The sequence below is a fragment of the Chitinophaga flava genome (assembly GCF_003308995.1).
In the GTDB taxonomy this organism is placed as follows: Bacteria; Bacteroidota; Bacteroidia; order Chitinophagales; family Chitinophagaceae; genus Chitinophaga; species Chitinophaga flava.
The window spans coordinates 2,322,377-2,339,415 of the sequence record NZ_QFFJ01000002.1; the positions used below are offsets into that span (position 1 = coordinate 2,322,377).

The following is a 17,039-nucleotide window of genomic DNA, read 5'->3' on the forward strand; positions in this document are numbered from 1 at the left end:
ATTAAATGAAAGGACGATGAAAGAACAGCGATTCACAAGTATATATACTGGCAAAGAACCTTTTTTGGCAGATCATAAAGTACGTGAAGAGAACGTGCTTCCAGGCGCCGCTTATTTAGAATTGGCAAGGGCTGCCGGAGAACAGGTGACAAAAGAAAAAATTACGCAGCTGAGAGATGTAAGCTGGCAAAGCCCTGTCCGGGTTAATGGTACCCCTAAGAAAGTGCATACCCGTCTTTATCCGGCAGGTGAAGATACCGGCTACGAAATTTACACGCAAAACGAAGCCGGTATAACGGTTCATTGTGAAGGGAAGCTAAGCACAACTACGCAGATGATCCCTGCAAATTATGATCTGGCAAATATCCGGCAACAGTTGCCCTATGAAAAAGAGGGGAAAGCATGTTATGATTTATTCCGGATTAAGGGACTGGATTATGGTCGCAGTTTTCAGGGGATAACCAGTCTTTATTACAGTGAAACGGCATCTTTGTCCCGCATAATGTTGCCCGGGGAAAAAGGTTATGTGTTGAGTCCGGGTGTATTGGATAGTGCACTACAAACCTGTGCGGGGCCCGGATTTGCAAAAGGAGATCAGCAACTGGCATTACCCTTTTGTGTGCGGGAAGTAAATATTTATCGGGAGCTTCCGGATGTGATCTGGTGTTATGCCAGAGAATGCAGATCCGATAAAAACAACACCGGCATCCTCCTTTATGATATTGACCTTTTAAACGAGCGGGGTGAAGTGCTGCTTGCTTTTAGAGAATTAATGCTGCTGCCACCGGATGGAGTAACATCAACCAAACAAGCGGTAACGGAGACGGCTACTTGTTTATTTGCCAATAGCTGGCAGGAAAAAAAGATAACCCCTGTAATAACAACGGCCACCCAACTGATACTGCTGGCGGGTGGTTCGGCCGATCTTGCGGACAAGCTGAAAGGGCAACTGGCACTGGAAGTGATGGCATTACCGGAAAATACACCCGTTGATTATTTCGTAAATGTGCTGGAGGTTGTAAAAGAGAAACTGACCATAAAAGCAGCGACACATATCATGGTTGTTTGCAGCCATACAGATTACCTGGATTATGGTTTTGTATCCGGATTACTAAAATCTGCCACACAGGAAAATCCTAAAGTAACCGGAAAAGTAATAGCGGTAGATAGTTTAGGTATACAGGATTTGGAAACACTTGCCGGCATACTGGAAGCAGAGCAATATACTGTTGACACAGAAGTACGTTATCAGGCAGGAAAAAGAAGTGTAAAAACACTGCATGGTATCAGCAACGCTGAAGGTATAGCGGATAATATTATTATTAAAGAAGGAGGCGTATATCTGATAACCGGTGGTGCAGGCGGGCTTGGGCAGATTTTTGCCGGCTATATCAGTCAAACAGCCAACACGCAACTGATCCTCACCGGACGCGGTGCATTAACCGCGGCAAAACAGGCGGCCTTATCAGCCTTTCCGAATGCGGCTTATTATCCATGTGATGTAAGCAATGCAGCCGAAGTAACCGCATTAATTACAACGATTAAAACGCGTTATACAAAACTGGATGGGATTATCCATAGTGCAGGCGTCATCCGCGACAGTTTTGTCCTGAACAAAACCCGTGAAGAAGCAACAGGGGTGTTGCTACCCAAAATAGCCGGCGCAAAAAACCTGGATGAAGCCACCAAAGGGGAAGCACTTGATTTTATGGTGTTCTTTTCCTCAATAGCCGGTGTGTTGGGTAATGTTGGTCAGGCTGACTATGCGGCCGCAAATGCGTGGCTGGACAACTACGCGCACTACCGTCATGAAGAACAGTTAAAAGGAAAACGGCAAGGCCAGACATTAAGTATCAACTGGCCTCTATGGAAAGTAGGTGGCATGCAGATAGATGAAGCGAGTGAAGCATATCTTGAAAAAGAATGGGGAATGTTGCCATTGCCTGCTGCTGAAGGTATCCGGGCTTTTGAAATGCTGCTCAACAGTAAAGCAGGTCAGGGGATAGTTGTTTATGGGAAGGCGCATGAAATAATAACACGCTTTACGCCTGCACTGAAAGCCGAAAGTAATATTCCACCCTCATTCATTCCCGACAAGGCCGAAACAGAAAGATGGAAAATGATATCGGTCAACTATACACGAAAATTACTCGCGAAAGAACTAAAAATATCAGAACATAAGTTTGAAGGGGATGTTCCCTTTGCGAAATATGGTATTGATTCAATATTGATTACAAAGCTGAACAGTTGCCTGGAAGGGGTTTTTGGAAGGCTGCCGAGAACGCTGTTTTTTGAATACCAGACCCTGGATGAATTAACGGGTTATTTTATGGAAGAACATCCTGATAAGTTAGCAACATTATCAGGTTATTCTCCGGAAACAACAATGACCGGCGCTGTAACAACTAAATCCATGCTGTTGCCGGATAAAAAACAACAACCTGTTGAAAAAACAAAAAGTGATGCTGTTGAAATATCAGGAGACGTTGCCATTATAGGGTTAAGTGGCAGATACCCTGGTGCAAGGAATGTTAACGAATTCTGGGAAAATCTGAAGGCAGGGAAAGACTGTATTACAGAAATTCCCCCTGATAGATGGGATATTAATAATTTTTATAGTGAAGAAAAAGGAAAGATCGGCAACAGTTACAGTAAATGGGGCGGTTTTATTGATGGTGTAGATCAGTTTGATCCGTTGTTTTTCAATATTTCTCCCAGAGAAGCTGAACTGATGGACCCTCAGGAACGATTGTTTTTGCAAACTGTTTGGGAAACCGTAGAAGATGCAGGTTATACAAGGGAGATGTTGCAGGGTTCACACAGTAGCAAAACTGAATTAGGTGGCAGGGTAGGTGTATATGTAGGGGTGATGTATGAAGAATATCAACTGTTTGGCGTAGCCGAAACATTAAAAGGTAATCCGGTATCATTATGGAGTAATCCCGGCAGTATTGCCAACCGGGTATCTTATTTTTTTAATTTCCATGGCCCCAGTATGGCAGTGGATACGATGTGCTCTTCTTCTTTAACAGCCATACATCTGGCTTGTGAAAGCATTCAGAATGGTAATTGTGATCTGGCCATCGCTGGTGGGGTAAATGTAAGTATCCATCCGGGTAAATATCTGGCATTAAGTGAAAACGGTTTTGTATCCAGTAAAGGCAGGTGTGAAAGTTTTGGAGAAGGAGGGGATGGTTATGTACCAGGAGAAGGAGTAGGTGCTATACTACTGAAATCATTAAGTCAGGCGGTAGCAGATGGAGATCGTATTTATGGGGTTATTAAAGGATCGGCTGTTAACCACGGTGGAAGAACCAATGGGTATACGGTACCTAATCCCAAAGCGCAGACAGCTGTCATAAAGGAGGCGATCAGAAAAGCAGGTGTAGCGGCAACTGACTTCAGTTATATTGAAGCACACGGTACGGGCACCAGTTTAGGTGACCCTATAGAAATAGCGGGTTTAACAAAAGTATTTTCAGGTGACGGTGGCCGGCAATATTGCAGCATTGGTTCGGTAAAATCTAATATTGGCCATTGTGAATCGGCAGCAGGAATTTCAGGTGTTACAAAGGTATTACTGCAATTAAAATATCAGCAGCTGGCACCTTCATTGCATGCTGCCACCCTTAATCCGAATATTGATTTTGCAGCCACACCGTTTAAAGTCCAGCAGGTGCTGGAAGAATGGGCTACTACTGATAACCAGCTAAGATTAGCCGGTATCAGCGGTTTTGGCGCAGGTGGCAGCAATGCGCACATCGTCATTCAGGAGTATCGTACACATAAAACGGCCTATACCAGTGATATGCCTGCCATCATTATATTATCTGCCCGTAACCTCATCCGGTTGAATGAACAGGTTGTAAACCTGAAGCATTTTCTGGAAACCCACGCAGACGCAAATCTGTATGATGTTGCCTATACGCTTCAGATAGGACGGGAAGCGATGGAAGAACGCCTGGCATTGATCGCAAACGATAAAGAAACCTTGTTGGAAAAGCTGACCAGCTATCAGGCAGGAAAAATGGACGATGTATTTACAGGTAATAGCAAAAGAAATAAATCGGAATTTTTACTGGAAGGTAATGCAGGAAAGGCTTATATAGAAAGTGCGTTGAAAGATCGGGAGAGTGGGTCCATTGCGCAGTTATGGGTAAGAGGGGTAAATATTGACTGGACTTTATTGTATGATGGGCATAAGCCGGAAAAAATCAGTTTGCCTGCTTATCCATTTGCCCGGAACCGTTATTGGGTACCGGCTGAACGTATGCCAGCTGCTGCAGCACCAGCGGTAGCAACAGCATCAGCAGCAGCGACTCATCTATACAGTACTGACTGGCAGGAGTCGTTGCCCGAAGTGGCCGGAAAACAGGATAATGCTATATCACAGCTGATATTGCTGGCCGGTGGTTCAACGGCGGTGGCAGACAAGTTGCAGGCAATGTTGGGACAGGAAGTTGTATGGTTGCCCGCAGCTGATGAGATAACTTATTTTATACATACACTGGAAAAAGTAAAAGCGCGGTTAACCACAAAAACAGGTATTCATATCAGTATCGTTTGTAGTAATGAAGAATACGTGTCTTATGGCTTTGTATCCGGATTATTAAAAACAGCTACACAGGAAAATCCTAAAGTAACCGGAAAAATAATAAGTGTTGAAAGCCTTGATATACACGGGTTGGGAACACTCGCCGGCATACTGAAAAATGAACAGTATACCCGGGATGCAGAGGTTCGCTACCAGGAGGAAAAAAGACTGATAAAAGTAACACAGGCCCTCACCAGTGAGGTAAATACGAAAACGAATCTTCCTGTTAAAGAAGGGGGCGTGTATCTGATAACCGGTGGTACTGGCGGACTAGGGCAGATCTTTGCCGGCTATATCAGCGAAACACCCAACACGCAATTGGTACTTACCGGTAGTAGTCCGTTGACGGCGGAGAAACAGGCTGTATTGTCAGCATTTCCCAATGCGGTTTATTATCAATGTAATGTGAGTAAGGCTACGGAGGTAACAGATCTAATAGCAACGATCAAAAAAGGTTACGGCAGGCTCGATGGTATTATCCATAGTGCCGGTGTGATCCGTGACAGCTTTATCATTAACAAGACCGCGGAAGAAGTGATGGCGGTGCTGTTACCCAAAATAGCAGGTGCTAAAAATCTGGATGAAGCAACGAAAGAAGAGACACTTGATTTTATGGTGTATTTCTCTTCTGTTGCTGGTGTATTTGGCAACACAGGTCAGGCAGATTATGCTTCAGCAAATGCGTGGTTGGATAATTATGCACACTTCCGTAATGCAGAACAGGCCAAAGGAAACAGACATGGTAAAACACGGAGTATTAACTGGCCCTTATGGAAAGAGGGTGGTATGCAGATTGCTGCTGAAAACGAAGAATATCTTGAAAGAAAATGGGGAATGTTGCCATTGCCTACCGCAGCGGGTATCAGTGCATTTGAAGCACTGCTGACAAATTCATGCAGTCAGGGAATGGTTATTTTTGGAAATGGAGATAACGTCGCTAAAAAATTATTTTCTCAACCAGTTCGGGATCTGGTTACATCTACCTCCGACATTCACTCAAAAGATTTACAGGTATCAGTAACAGGAAAAATACTGGAAATAGCTGCAGATCTCCTGAAGCTGAGCGTTACAGATATAGCAACAGATGAAAAATTAGGAGACTATGGCTTTGATTCTATTTTACTGACCAGGTTTTCCAATGAACTCAATAACTATTATGACCTGGATTTAAAGCCTACCTTGTTTTATAATTATTCAACGGTAGAAGGATTAACAACATTTCTGACAGAAGAATATGTTGATAACCTGGCAAAGAAGCATCCTGTTATAAGCCGGTCCGAAAAGGCTGCAGAGATATCTGCCGACACTATTGCACCGCCTCCCGTAGCCAGGCCGCAAACAATGTCCCCGCAGGACCCAATACCATACCACACAGCCGGGCCAGTAGCGATCATAGGTATGAGTGGGCGTTTTCCGGGTTCTCCCGATTTAACTGCTTTCTGGAGTAATCTCAGGGATAATAAAGATCTCATTGTTGAAATACCCGCTGAAAGATGGGATTGGCGAAAATATGACGGCGATCCGCAAAAAGACAGGAACAAAACCCGTGCGAAGTGGGGCGGTTTTATTGCCGATGCAGATAAATTTGACCCGCTGTTTTTTAATATATCCCCCAAGGAGGCAGAACTGATGGACCCGCAGCAGCGCATAGCCCTGGAAGCGGTTTATCATGCGCTGGAAGATGCCGGTATTAATGTAAAAATGTTGTCCGGCTCCAATACAGGTGTTTTTATAGGTACCTACTTTAATGATTATGCATCACTTATCCAAAGGGGAAATGCGATACAGGAAGCACAGTCGGCGACCGGTATTTCTCATTCCATACTTACCAACAGGATATCCTATCAGTTTAATCTGCATGGTCCGAGTGAGCCGGTAGATACAGCCTGCTCCAGCTCTCTGGTAGCCATCCACCGGGCTGTGGAGCATATCCGCAATGGTGATTGCGATATCGTAATAGCGGGAGGTGTTAGTCTTGATCTTATACCTGAAACATTATTGCCACTTAGTCAGGCGGGTATGTTAAGTGAAGATGGCAGGTGCAAGACTTTTGATCAATCAGCCAACGGCTATGTAAGAGGTGAAGGCGTAGGTATTGTAATATTAAAGCCATTAAGTAAGGCAGAAGCCGATGGCGATCATATTTATGGTGTCATCCGTGGTACTGCAGAAAATCACGGTGGTAAAGCCAATACGTTAACTTCCCCCAATCCTGCAGCACAAAAGGATCTGCTACTAAAAGCATATCGTTCTGCCAATATTGATCCCAGGGCAGTAAGTTATATAGAAACACATGGCACCGGTACGCCTTTGGGCGATCCGATAGAAACGGAGGGCCTGAAACTGGCGTTTAAGGAATTATATAAAGCATGGAATATTCCACAGCCGGAAACACCTCACTGCAGCATCGGAAGTGTGAAAACAAACGTAGGACATCTGGAGGCAGCCGCAGGTATTGTAGGTGTAATGAAAGTATTGCTTTCATTACAGCATCATACACTGCCTGGTAATCCACATCTGCAAATACCCAACGCATATCTTAAACTGGAGGGTAGTCCATTCCGACTACAAAAAGAAACGGAGGAATGGCTATCAGTCAACAACCACCCGAGAATAGCCGGTATCAGCAGCTTTGGATTTGGTGGTTCAAATGCACATGTCATTATCGAAGAGTATCAGCCACCTGCTAAAATTACCTACACTGGCGCCGCACCGGCCATCATCGCGCTATCGGCCCGAAATGAGCACCGGTTGAAGGAACAGGCCGTAAATCTGAAACGTTACCTGGAAATCAATAAAGCGGTAAATCTGTACGATATCGCCTATACCCTTCAAACAGGCCGGGAGCCGATGGAGGAGCGGCTGGCACTGATAGCCGAAAATAAGGAAGGGCTGGAAGCCTTGCTCAAAGAGTATCTCGCCGGCATAACAACCGATTCATCTGCCAATACAGTATTTACAGGTAGTGTCAAAAAAGACAAAGCAGACTTTTTGCTCAAAGGAGGCGCCGGACATGCGTATATCAATTATGCAATAGCCAACAAAGAATCGGCTTCTGTCGCTCAGTTATGGGTAAAAGGGGTGAATATTGATTGGGCTTTGTTATATGAGCATCATACACCTGCCAGGATCAGTTTACCAGCCTATCCGTTTGCGAGAGAACGTTATTGGGTGATGGAAGAAGAAGTACTGATGCTACCCCATAGCAATAACAAGCTACACCCATTATTGCACAGCAATGAATCCGATCTGCATGAACAAAAGTTTACCAGTATTTACACCGGAACAGAAACGTTTCTGGCAGATCACGTAGTGCGGGGTGAAAAAGTATTTCCTGGTGTAGCCTATCTGGAACTGGCCAATGCTGCGGGAAAGCGCAGCACGCATCAGCCGGTTACCACCCTGAAAGATGTTACCTGGCAGCAACCGGTCTATGTGAACGGTACTCCCCGGAAAGTACATATCAGTCTTTACCCGGTAGGCGAGGAAGTGGGGTATGAGGTTTACACGCAAAATGAAACAACAACACGGGTACATAGCGAAGGAAAACTTGGAACTAAAATACAACCCGCCATTGGAAAACAGGATCTGTCGGCCATCCGGGAGCGATTAACGCGCAGCAGAGAAGGAGAAGAGTGTTATGCATTGTTCAGAGAGATGGGGATCAATTACGGTACAAGTTTCCAGGGTATTGAAAAAATTTACTACAGCGAAACGGAAGCGCTGTCAAAAATCACTTTGCCACAGGAAACTGATTATGTACTGAGTCCTGGTATATTGGACAGCGCGTTGCAAACCTGTATAGGATTGAGTTTCGCAAAAGAACGCCCTAATCTGTTACTGCCCTTCAGTGTACATGAAGTGAATATTTACCAGGAGCTGACATCGGTCGTATGGGGGTATGTAAGGGAAAGTAAACAACGTAGTTCTGGTGGTAAAGTAACCTATTACGATATTGATCTGCTGAATGCCGAAGGGGAGGTATTGATTCGTTTTACAGAACTGGTAATGTTGCCATTGGACAAATTTTCCAACAGCAATCAACCGGAAGAAAAAGCAGCAGCTTTCTTATATACCAATACCTGGCAGCCAGCTCCACAGCGTGTAATAACCAAACAGGATGCAGAACAGCTGATCCTGCTGGCCGGTGGAGCCTCGGATCTGGCGGATAAACTAAAAGAAACATTGGAGTTGGAAGTAGCAGTGCTCCCGGGAGATACTGCTACGAGCTGCTTTATCAGTGCATTGGAGAGAGTTAAAGAAAAGCTGGTAACAAAAAAAGCTACACACATTACTGTGGTTTGCAGTAATGAAGAATATGCAGACTACGGTTTTATATCAGGATTGTTAAAAACTGCTGCACAAGAGAATCCTAAAGTAACCGGAAAAATAATAGGTGTAGAACGTTTGAATATACAAGAGCTCCAGGTACTCACGCAGATACTGGAGGCAGAACAATATACCAGAGATACAGAGGTATGTTACGAGGACGGGGAAAGAAAAATAAAAACAGTCTCAGCTATCACTGATGTTGCTGAAGGAAAGAATAATCCTGCTGTTAAAGAAGGCGGCGTATACCTGATTACCGGTGGAGCCGGAGGACTGGGGCAGATTTTTGCCAACTACATCAGCAGTGTGCCCAACACACAGGTGGTGCTCACTGGAAGAAGCCGTTTAACAGAAGAAAAACGAACTGCTTTATCTGTGTTGCCCAATGTGGTATACTACGAATGTGATATCAGTGATAAAGCCGCAGTAAATGATTTGATTAAAACGATTAAATCGCGTTATCAGAAACTGGATGGGGTTATTCACGCTGCCGGCATAATCCGGGATAGTTTCATTATCAATAAAACACCGGAAGAAGCAGCAGCAGTGCTGTTGCCCAAAATAACAGGGACTAAAAACCTGGATGAGGCAACGAGAGACGAAGTGCTGGATTTTATGGTCTTCTTTTCCGCTGTGGCAGGTGTACTGGGTAATGTTGGTCAGGCAGATTACGCTGCTGCCAATGCATGGATGGATAACTACGCACACTATCGCCATACGGAACAAACAAAAGGAAAAAGACAAGGTAAAACATTGAGCATCAGTTGGCCGCTATGGCGGGAGGGCGGTATGCAGATCGATGAGGAGAGTGAAAAGTATCTGTCGAAACAATGGGGCATGCTGCCATTGCCAGCAGGAGAAGGTATTAAAGCCTTTGAAACGCTACTCAGCAATGTAGTTGGTCAGGGTATTGTTGTTCATGGAAAAGGCAGTATGATAAGAACACTGTTTGCCGGAAAGAGGGTAGAAGAAAAAGCAGTGCTGTTGTCAGCTATACCAGCAGAAGGAGAACAGGAAAAGTTACAGACGGCATCAGCCAACTATATACGGAGATTATTATCAAAAGAATTAAGATTACCGGAAGATCGTTTTGAATTAGATGCCCCTTTTGAACAATATGGTATTAATTCAGTCTTGATTACCAAACTTACCAATCGTTTGGACGAAGTATTTGATAAACTACCCAGAACTTTATTTTTTGAATACCAGACCCTGGGTGAACTAATTGAATACTTTATAAAGGAACATGGAAATAAACTCCGTGAATTAACAGGAAATGCTGAAGTGGCGATTGCTCCTGTAATGGCGGATGCAACTGATAATCCGGAACCCATCACCAGCCACCGGCATCGTCAAAGATTTGCAGCGCTTCAACCAGCGGCAACATTGCCAACAGCACCGGAAGATATTGCTATCATTGGTTTAAGTGGCAGATACCCCGGCGCAAAAAATATTAATGAGTTTTGGGAGAACTTAAAAGCCGGTAAAGATAGTATCACGGAGATACCTGCGAACAGATGGGATATTGCTAATTTTTACAGCGAAGACAGAGGAGATAAAAGTAAGAGTTATAGCAAGTGGGGAGGTTTTATGGATGATGTAGATCTGTTTGATCCGTTGTTCTTTAATATTTCTCCAAGAGAAGCCATCATGATGGACCCACAGGAGCGGTTATTTTTACAAACCGTTTGGGAAACAATAGAAGATGCCGGATATACCAGAGAGTTATTACAGGGAACACGCGTAGATGGTGCTGAATTGGGTGGCAGGGTTGGCGTATACGCGGGCGTGATGTATGAGGAGTATCAATTGTTTGGGGCAGAAGAAACAGTTAAGGGTAACCCCCTCACCTTATTGGGTAACCCTAGTGGCATCGCGAACAGGGTGTCTTATTTCTTTAATTTCCATGGCCCAAGCATGGCAGTGGATACCATGTGCTCTTCTTCATTAACAGCCATACATATGGCCTGTAAGGATATTCAGGCCGGAGAAACGGACTTGGCCATAGCTGGCGGTGTAAACGTCAGTGTTCACCCCAGGAAGTATGTGATGCTGAGTCAGGGAAATTTTGTGTCTGGTAAAGGCAGGTGCGAGAGTTTTGGCGTGGGGGGAGATGGTTATGTACCAGGAGAAGGTGTTGGGGCAGTATTGCTAAAATCACTAAGCAAGGCAGTTGCAGATGGTGACCGCATCTATGGCGTTATTAAAGGGACAGCTGTTAATCATGGTGGAAAAACCAACGGATACACAGTACCTAACCCCAAGGCACAAACGGCTGTCATAAAAGAGGCGATCAAAAAAGCAGGTGTGACCGCGGCAGACTTTAGTTATATAGAAGCACACGGTACTGGCACCAGCCTGGGAGACCCTATAGAAATGGCCGGTTTGACAAAGGCATTTGCATCTGATAACAAACAATATTGCAGTATAGGATCTGTAAAATCAAATATTGGCCATTGTGAATCAGCAGCTGGCATATCAGGGCTCACCAAGGTATTATTGCAAATAAAGTATCAGCAGCTGGTACCTTCCTTACACGCTGCGACGCTCAATCCTCATATCAATTTTGCAGCTACACCTTTTAAAGTGCAGCAGCAACTGGAAGCCTGGACAACACCGGATAGCCGTCCCAGATTGGCTGGTATCAGTAGTTTTGGCGCCGGTGGCAGCAATGCCCATATTATTATTGAGGAATACCGCACCCCCCAAAAGGAGGCATATACCAGTATCCTACCTGCTATTATTGTACTGTCTGCACGTGATATTGCCCGGTTAAAACAACAGGCTTCAAACCTGAAACATTATGTTGAAGTTAACCACACGGCAAATCTGTATGACATTGCCTATACGTTGCAGGTAGGTCGGGAAGCGATGGAGGAGCGGCTGGCATTTCAGGCAAAAGACAAAGACGAACTTTTAAATAAGCTGACGGATTATCTGGCAGGCGCAACTGCTGAGATATTCACCGGTAATGCTAAAACAGGCGCAGCAGACTTGTTGACAGGCGATATGGAAATGTCCGTTGTACATAACGGCGCGGATGCCGATCCTGCATCTCTGCTGCACTTATGGGTAAAAGGAATGCGTATCGATTGGATGTTGCTTTACCCCGATCAACATCCCGATAGAATCAGTTTACCTGCTTATCCGTTTGCCCGTCAACGGTATTGGTTTGATAACACCCCCTTTCATGCAAAAGAAAAGATGAAAAAAAATACGCTGACAAGTACTACCGGAACACAGCCTGAGATGGCTACCACACCTGATAACTTTAATACACCATCAGATAAAACTATGCAACCGGAGAAGATCCGTTTGTCGAGTATTGATGATGCCATCAGATTGGTGAAGCCTGAAACGGAATATAAAACAAAACAATCGTTGGGAGACATAGTGCAGCCGCTTCCGGTGCCGGCAGTGGAAAATAGAGAGACGGTACAAACTGTGATGAAGAAACTGGAGGAAATAGTAAGTGATACCTTGTATTTAGACGACGATTTTGATGAGAATAGGGCATTTCAGGAGCTGGGATTGGATTCTATTGTTGGTGTTGAACTGATAAAAAGTATCAATGAACAATTTGATATAAAAATAAATGCCACAAAGCTCTATGACTATCCTACGCTAAAAACACTGGCAGGTTATATAACAACACAGCTGTCTGCTTCTCAGGAAAAAGAGGATCAGAAAGTTACGGTAATGGCTACTAAAGATACCATTAGCTTAATAAGCCCTGAGGTAGAAAATACACCAGTACAGCCCGTTGCTGTAAGGCCGGATAAACATATACAAGAACAGACGGTATTAGCACAACTAAATGAAATACTGCGTAATACATTGTACCTGGATGATGACTTTGATGAAAGCAAGGCATTTCAGGAATTAGGATTGGATTCTATTGTTGGTGTTGAATTGATAAAAAGCATCAATGAACAGCTTCACATACAGCTGAATGCAACAAAACTGTATGACTATCCTACATTAAAAACATTGACCAGCTATGTGGTCACACAGTTGCCGGTGGCTGCTGCCCCGATAGTACTGCCAGTACCTGATAAAGTACCAGCAGAAACAACTGTACCATCCTTACCGTTGGTAGCAGATACTACTGTTATTAATCACACACCTGTTACAGAGAAGGATACCCGTATTGCTATTATCGGTATGAGCGGGCGTTATCCGATGGCTCCGGATTTAGCCACCTACTGGGATAATATCTCTAAAGGAACAGATTGTGTAAGAGAAATTTCGAAAGACAGGTGGAACGCCGATGAATATTATGTAAAAGGTGGTGAAACAACTGGCAGCTTATATGCTAAATGGTTAGGTCAGTTGGAGGACGTGGATAAATTTGATCCGCTGTTTTTTAATATATCTCCTTCGGAGGCAGAGCTGATGGACCCTCAGCAAAGAATATTTCTGGAGGAATGTTGGAAATCACTGGAAGATGCCGGCTACAGCAGATCTCAGCTGGACGGGATGAAATGCGGTACTTATGTGGGGATAATGGGAAATGAATATGCTTATCTGGTAAAACAATCAGGGTTTAGTCAGCCATCATCCCAACTAATGACTGGTAACGCTGGTTCCATTTTTGCCGCCAGGATGGCTTATTTCCTGAACCTGAAAGGCCCTGCCATAGCCATAGATACTGCTTGTTCAAGCTCTTTGGTGGCCATTCATCTGGCTTGTCAGGCATTGTTGAGTGAAGAAATAGATATGGCAATTGCTGGTGGCGTAACACTTTATCTGGGTGTGGAGCCGTATCAGCAGATGTGTGCGGCCGGTATGTTGTCTAAAGAAGGAAAATGTAAAACCTTTGACAACAGCGCAGATGGCTTTGTTCCAGGAGAAGGCGCCGGCGTATTGATATTAAAACGTTTAGCCGATGCCGTGAAGGATGGAGATCATATTAATGGTGTCATTCTTGGGTCAGGTATTAATCAGGATGGAAAAACCAACGGTATTACCGCGCCCAGTGTAAATGCGCAGACAGACCTGTTAACAGGTATTTATAAGAAATATGCTATTGATCCGGAAACTATCACCTATGTGGAGGCACATGGCACCGGGACTAAATTAGGAGACCCTATAGAGGTAGAGGCGCTGACCACCGCATTTGGCGCATTCACATCCAAGACGGGTTACTGTGGTATTGGGTCTGTGAAAAGTAATATAGGACATACTTCCGCGGCGGCAGGGGTAGCTGGTATAGAGAAAGTACTGATGCAGTTTAAATATGCCAGTATTGCACCCAGCATACACTACATGAAGGAAAATGAATACATCAACCTGAAACAAAGCCCGTTTTATGTGAATACTGCACTGAAACAATGGAATGTGGCTCCCAACCAGCTAAGGCGCGCAGCTGTAAGCAGCTTTGGATTTAGTGGCACTAATGCACATCTGGTATTGGAAGAATATTCATCTCAATCACCGGCCGGCTATAGTAGCGGAACACCCGCAATCATTCTGTTGTCGGCTAAGAATGAAGATATATTGCGGCAGCAGGCTGCTAATTTAAAGTCTTACCTGATATCTGGTACGGATGCCAGCCTTGATAGTATCGCCTTTACTTTACAGACAGGTAGGGTAGCTATGGAAGAACGTCTGGCCATAGTAGCAAAAGATAAAACGGAATTAACCGGTAAGTTGACAGCTTATCTGGCGGGGAACAAAGAACAGGTATTGACCAATAATGTCAATAAAAATAAAACAGCTGCTATATCAGCTGCGGACAGTGTTGAAAATGCATTGAGGAGTAAAAACGGCGCACTCCTGGCTGAGCTATGGATAAAAGGGGCTGATATCAACTGGAGCTCTCTTTACAAGGGACAAAATCCCGGTAGGATTAGTTTGCCTGTTTATCCTTTTGCTAAAGAACGATACTGGATTCCGGTGGAAACAGGTCTGAAAACGGCGGATAACACCAGTAAACTGCATCCGTTACTGCACCTCAATAGCTCCAATCTGAAGCAGCAGCAGTTTACAAGTGTTTATACCGGCAAAGAATCTTTCCTGACAGATCATAAAGTAAAGGAAGAAAAAGTACTGCCTGGAGTAGCTTATCTGGAACTGGCCAGAGCTGCAGGGGAACAGGGTACCGCTGAAAAAATTACGCAACTAAGGGATATAACCTGGTTGCAGCCTATCGGGATAAACGGAAAACCAAAAGAAATACATATTCGTCTTTCTCCATCCGATGGAGAAATAGACTATGAAGTTTACACACAAAATAATCTGGAACAACAGATCCATAGCAAAGGGAAATTAAATACAAAGGTACAGCAGTCTGTAATCAGGTATGATTTATCTGCCATCCGGAAGCGGCTTACTGATGTCAAAGAAGGGAAAGAGTGCTACCGGTTATTTAATGAACTGGGATTAAGCTATGGCGCCACTTTTCAGGGGATAGCGCAATTATATTTCAGTGAACAGGAGGCCCTGTCCAGGATTACTTTGCCTAAAGAGACAGGTTATGTACTCAGTCCGGGTGTTTTGGATAGTGCCCTGCAGACTTGTGCAGGAATAAGTTTTACTCAACATGACCCAAAGCTGGCATTACCGTTTAGTGTGAGAGAAGTAAATCTCTATCAGGATTTGCCATCAGTGATATGGAGTTATGTCAGGAAGAGTAATAACGATAAAGCCAGCAGCAAAGTTACGCTTTATGATATTGACCTGCTGGATGATCAGGGTGGCGTATTGCTGAGCTTCAAAGACTTTGCAACACTATCGATAGACACGCCTGAACAACAACCGGTTATTCATTCATCACTCCGGAATGTGGTAACGAACGAACCAGGGATGTTATTTGCACCTGTCTGGAACCGCATAAAAACAGCTACCTCACTGGCACTGCCAGCGGGCGGAAAACATTTGATAATAACGGGTGATACTGAAATAGTACTGGCTGAAACGCTGGAGAATCTACTCGTTGCCGGAAACAGGGAAGTGTTAACGGTGAAGACATTGAGAGAAATACCATCGGATATAACTGATGTGTATCTGTTGCAAGGTATGTCAGTAACTCCTCCCGGGGCAACGCTAGAGGAAGAGCATGAACAAAGGGAACTGTCAGTGTTTAATACGATTAAAACATTGCTGGCTACAGTCTATAGAGACAAATCAATAAATATTACGGTGCTAACCGGCAACACACAAAAGGTATTGGCTACTGATCAGGTAAGTGAGCGTGGTAGCGGTATCGTAGGTCTCATTGGCTCCTTGGCAAAAGAACAACCTTATTGGCGTATTCGCATGATTGATATGGAAGTGCTGAAAACAACGCGCGCTGATATAGAAAAAATACTTGTTTGTCCTTATGATAAAGAAGATCCGGTAATCGGTTATCGGAACGGATATTTTTATCAGAAAGACCTGTATGAACTGGAACTGTCCGGCTGTCAAAGCAGTAAGCTGAGAACACAAGGAGTATACGTGATACTGGGAGGCGCCGGTGGCATAGGAAGGACTACCACTGAATATCTCGTAAACAATTATAAAGCGCAGGTCATTTGGTTGGGAAGAAGTCCACTGGATGATAAAATCAGGATGTCACAGGCCGCCATTGAAAAGCTGGGCGTAAAACCAATATATATTCAATGCGATGCGAATAATAAATCGAGCGTTGAAAATGCTTACCGGGAAATAAAAAAACTGAACAAATCGGTACACGGCTTATTTCATTCCGCAATTGTGTTGAATGATAAAATGATAGTGAATATGAATGAAGATGGGTTTAAGAAATCTTTTGCGCCCAAATCTTTAGCCAGCCATCATTTTGTTGAAACATTTAAAAAGGAACCATTGGATTTTATCTGTTTTTATTCATCCGTGCAATCACAATGGAACGCCGCGGGGCAGGGGAATTATGCTGCCGGATGTACTTATAAAGACAGCTATGCACACAGTTTGAAACATACACTGAATACACCGGTGTATATCATTAACTGGGGATATTGGGGAGAGGTAGGTGTCGTTTCTGCTGATGATTACAAAGCACGCATGGAATCAAATGGTGTTGGAAGTATTTCATCCGTAGAAGGAATGAATATCCTGGAAATGGTATTGGCTAATAAACCGAATCAAGTAATTGCTATAAAATTTATTTAAG

Annotated in this window: 1 protein-coding gene; it reads left to right on the forward strand. The window is 44.1% G+C overall.

Annotated features, from left to right (window positions below):
* Window positions 1-16: 16 nt before the first annotated feature.
* On the forward strand, window positions 17-17,038 hold the full coding sequence (locus DF182_RS25555; RefSeq protein ID WP_113618599.1) for an SDR family NAD(P)-dependent oxidoreductase: 17,022 nt from the start codon (window positions 17-19) through the stop codon (window positions 17,036-17,038).
* The last annotated feature ends 1 nt before the right edge of the window (window position 17,039 follow it).

Excerpts from the sequence above, each read along its gene's own strand:
- DF182_RS25555 (WP_113618599.1), top strand. The coding sequence starts at position 17 with ATGAAAGAACAGCGATTCACAAGTATATATACTGGCAAAGAACCTTTT.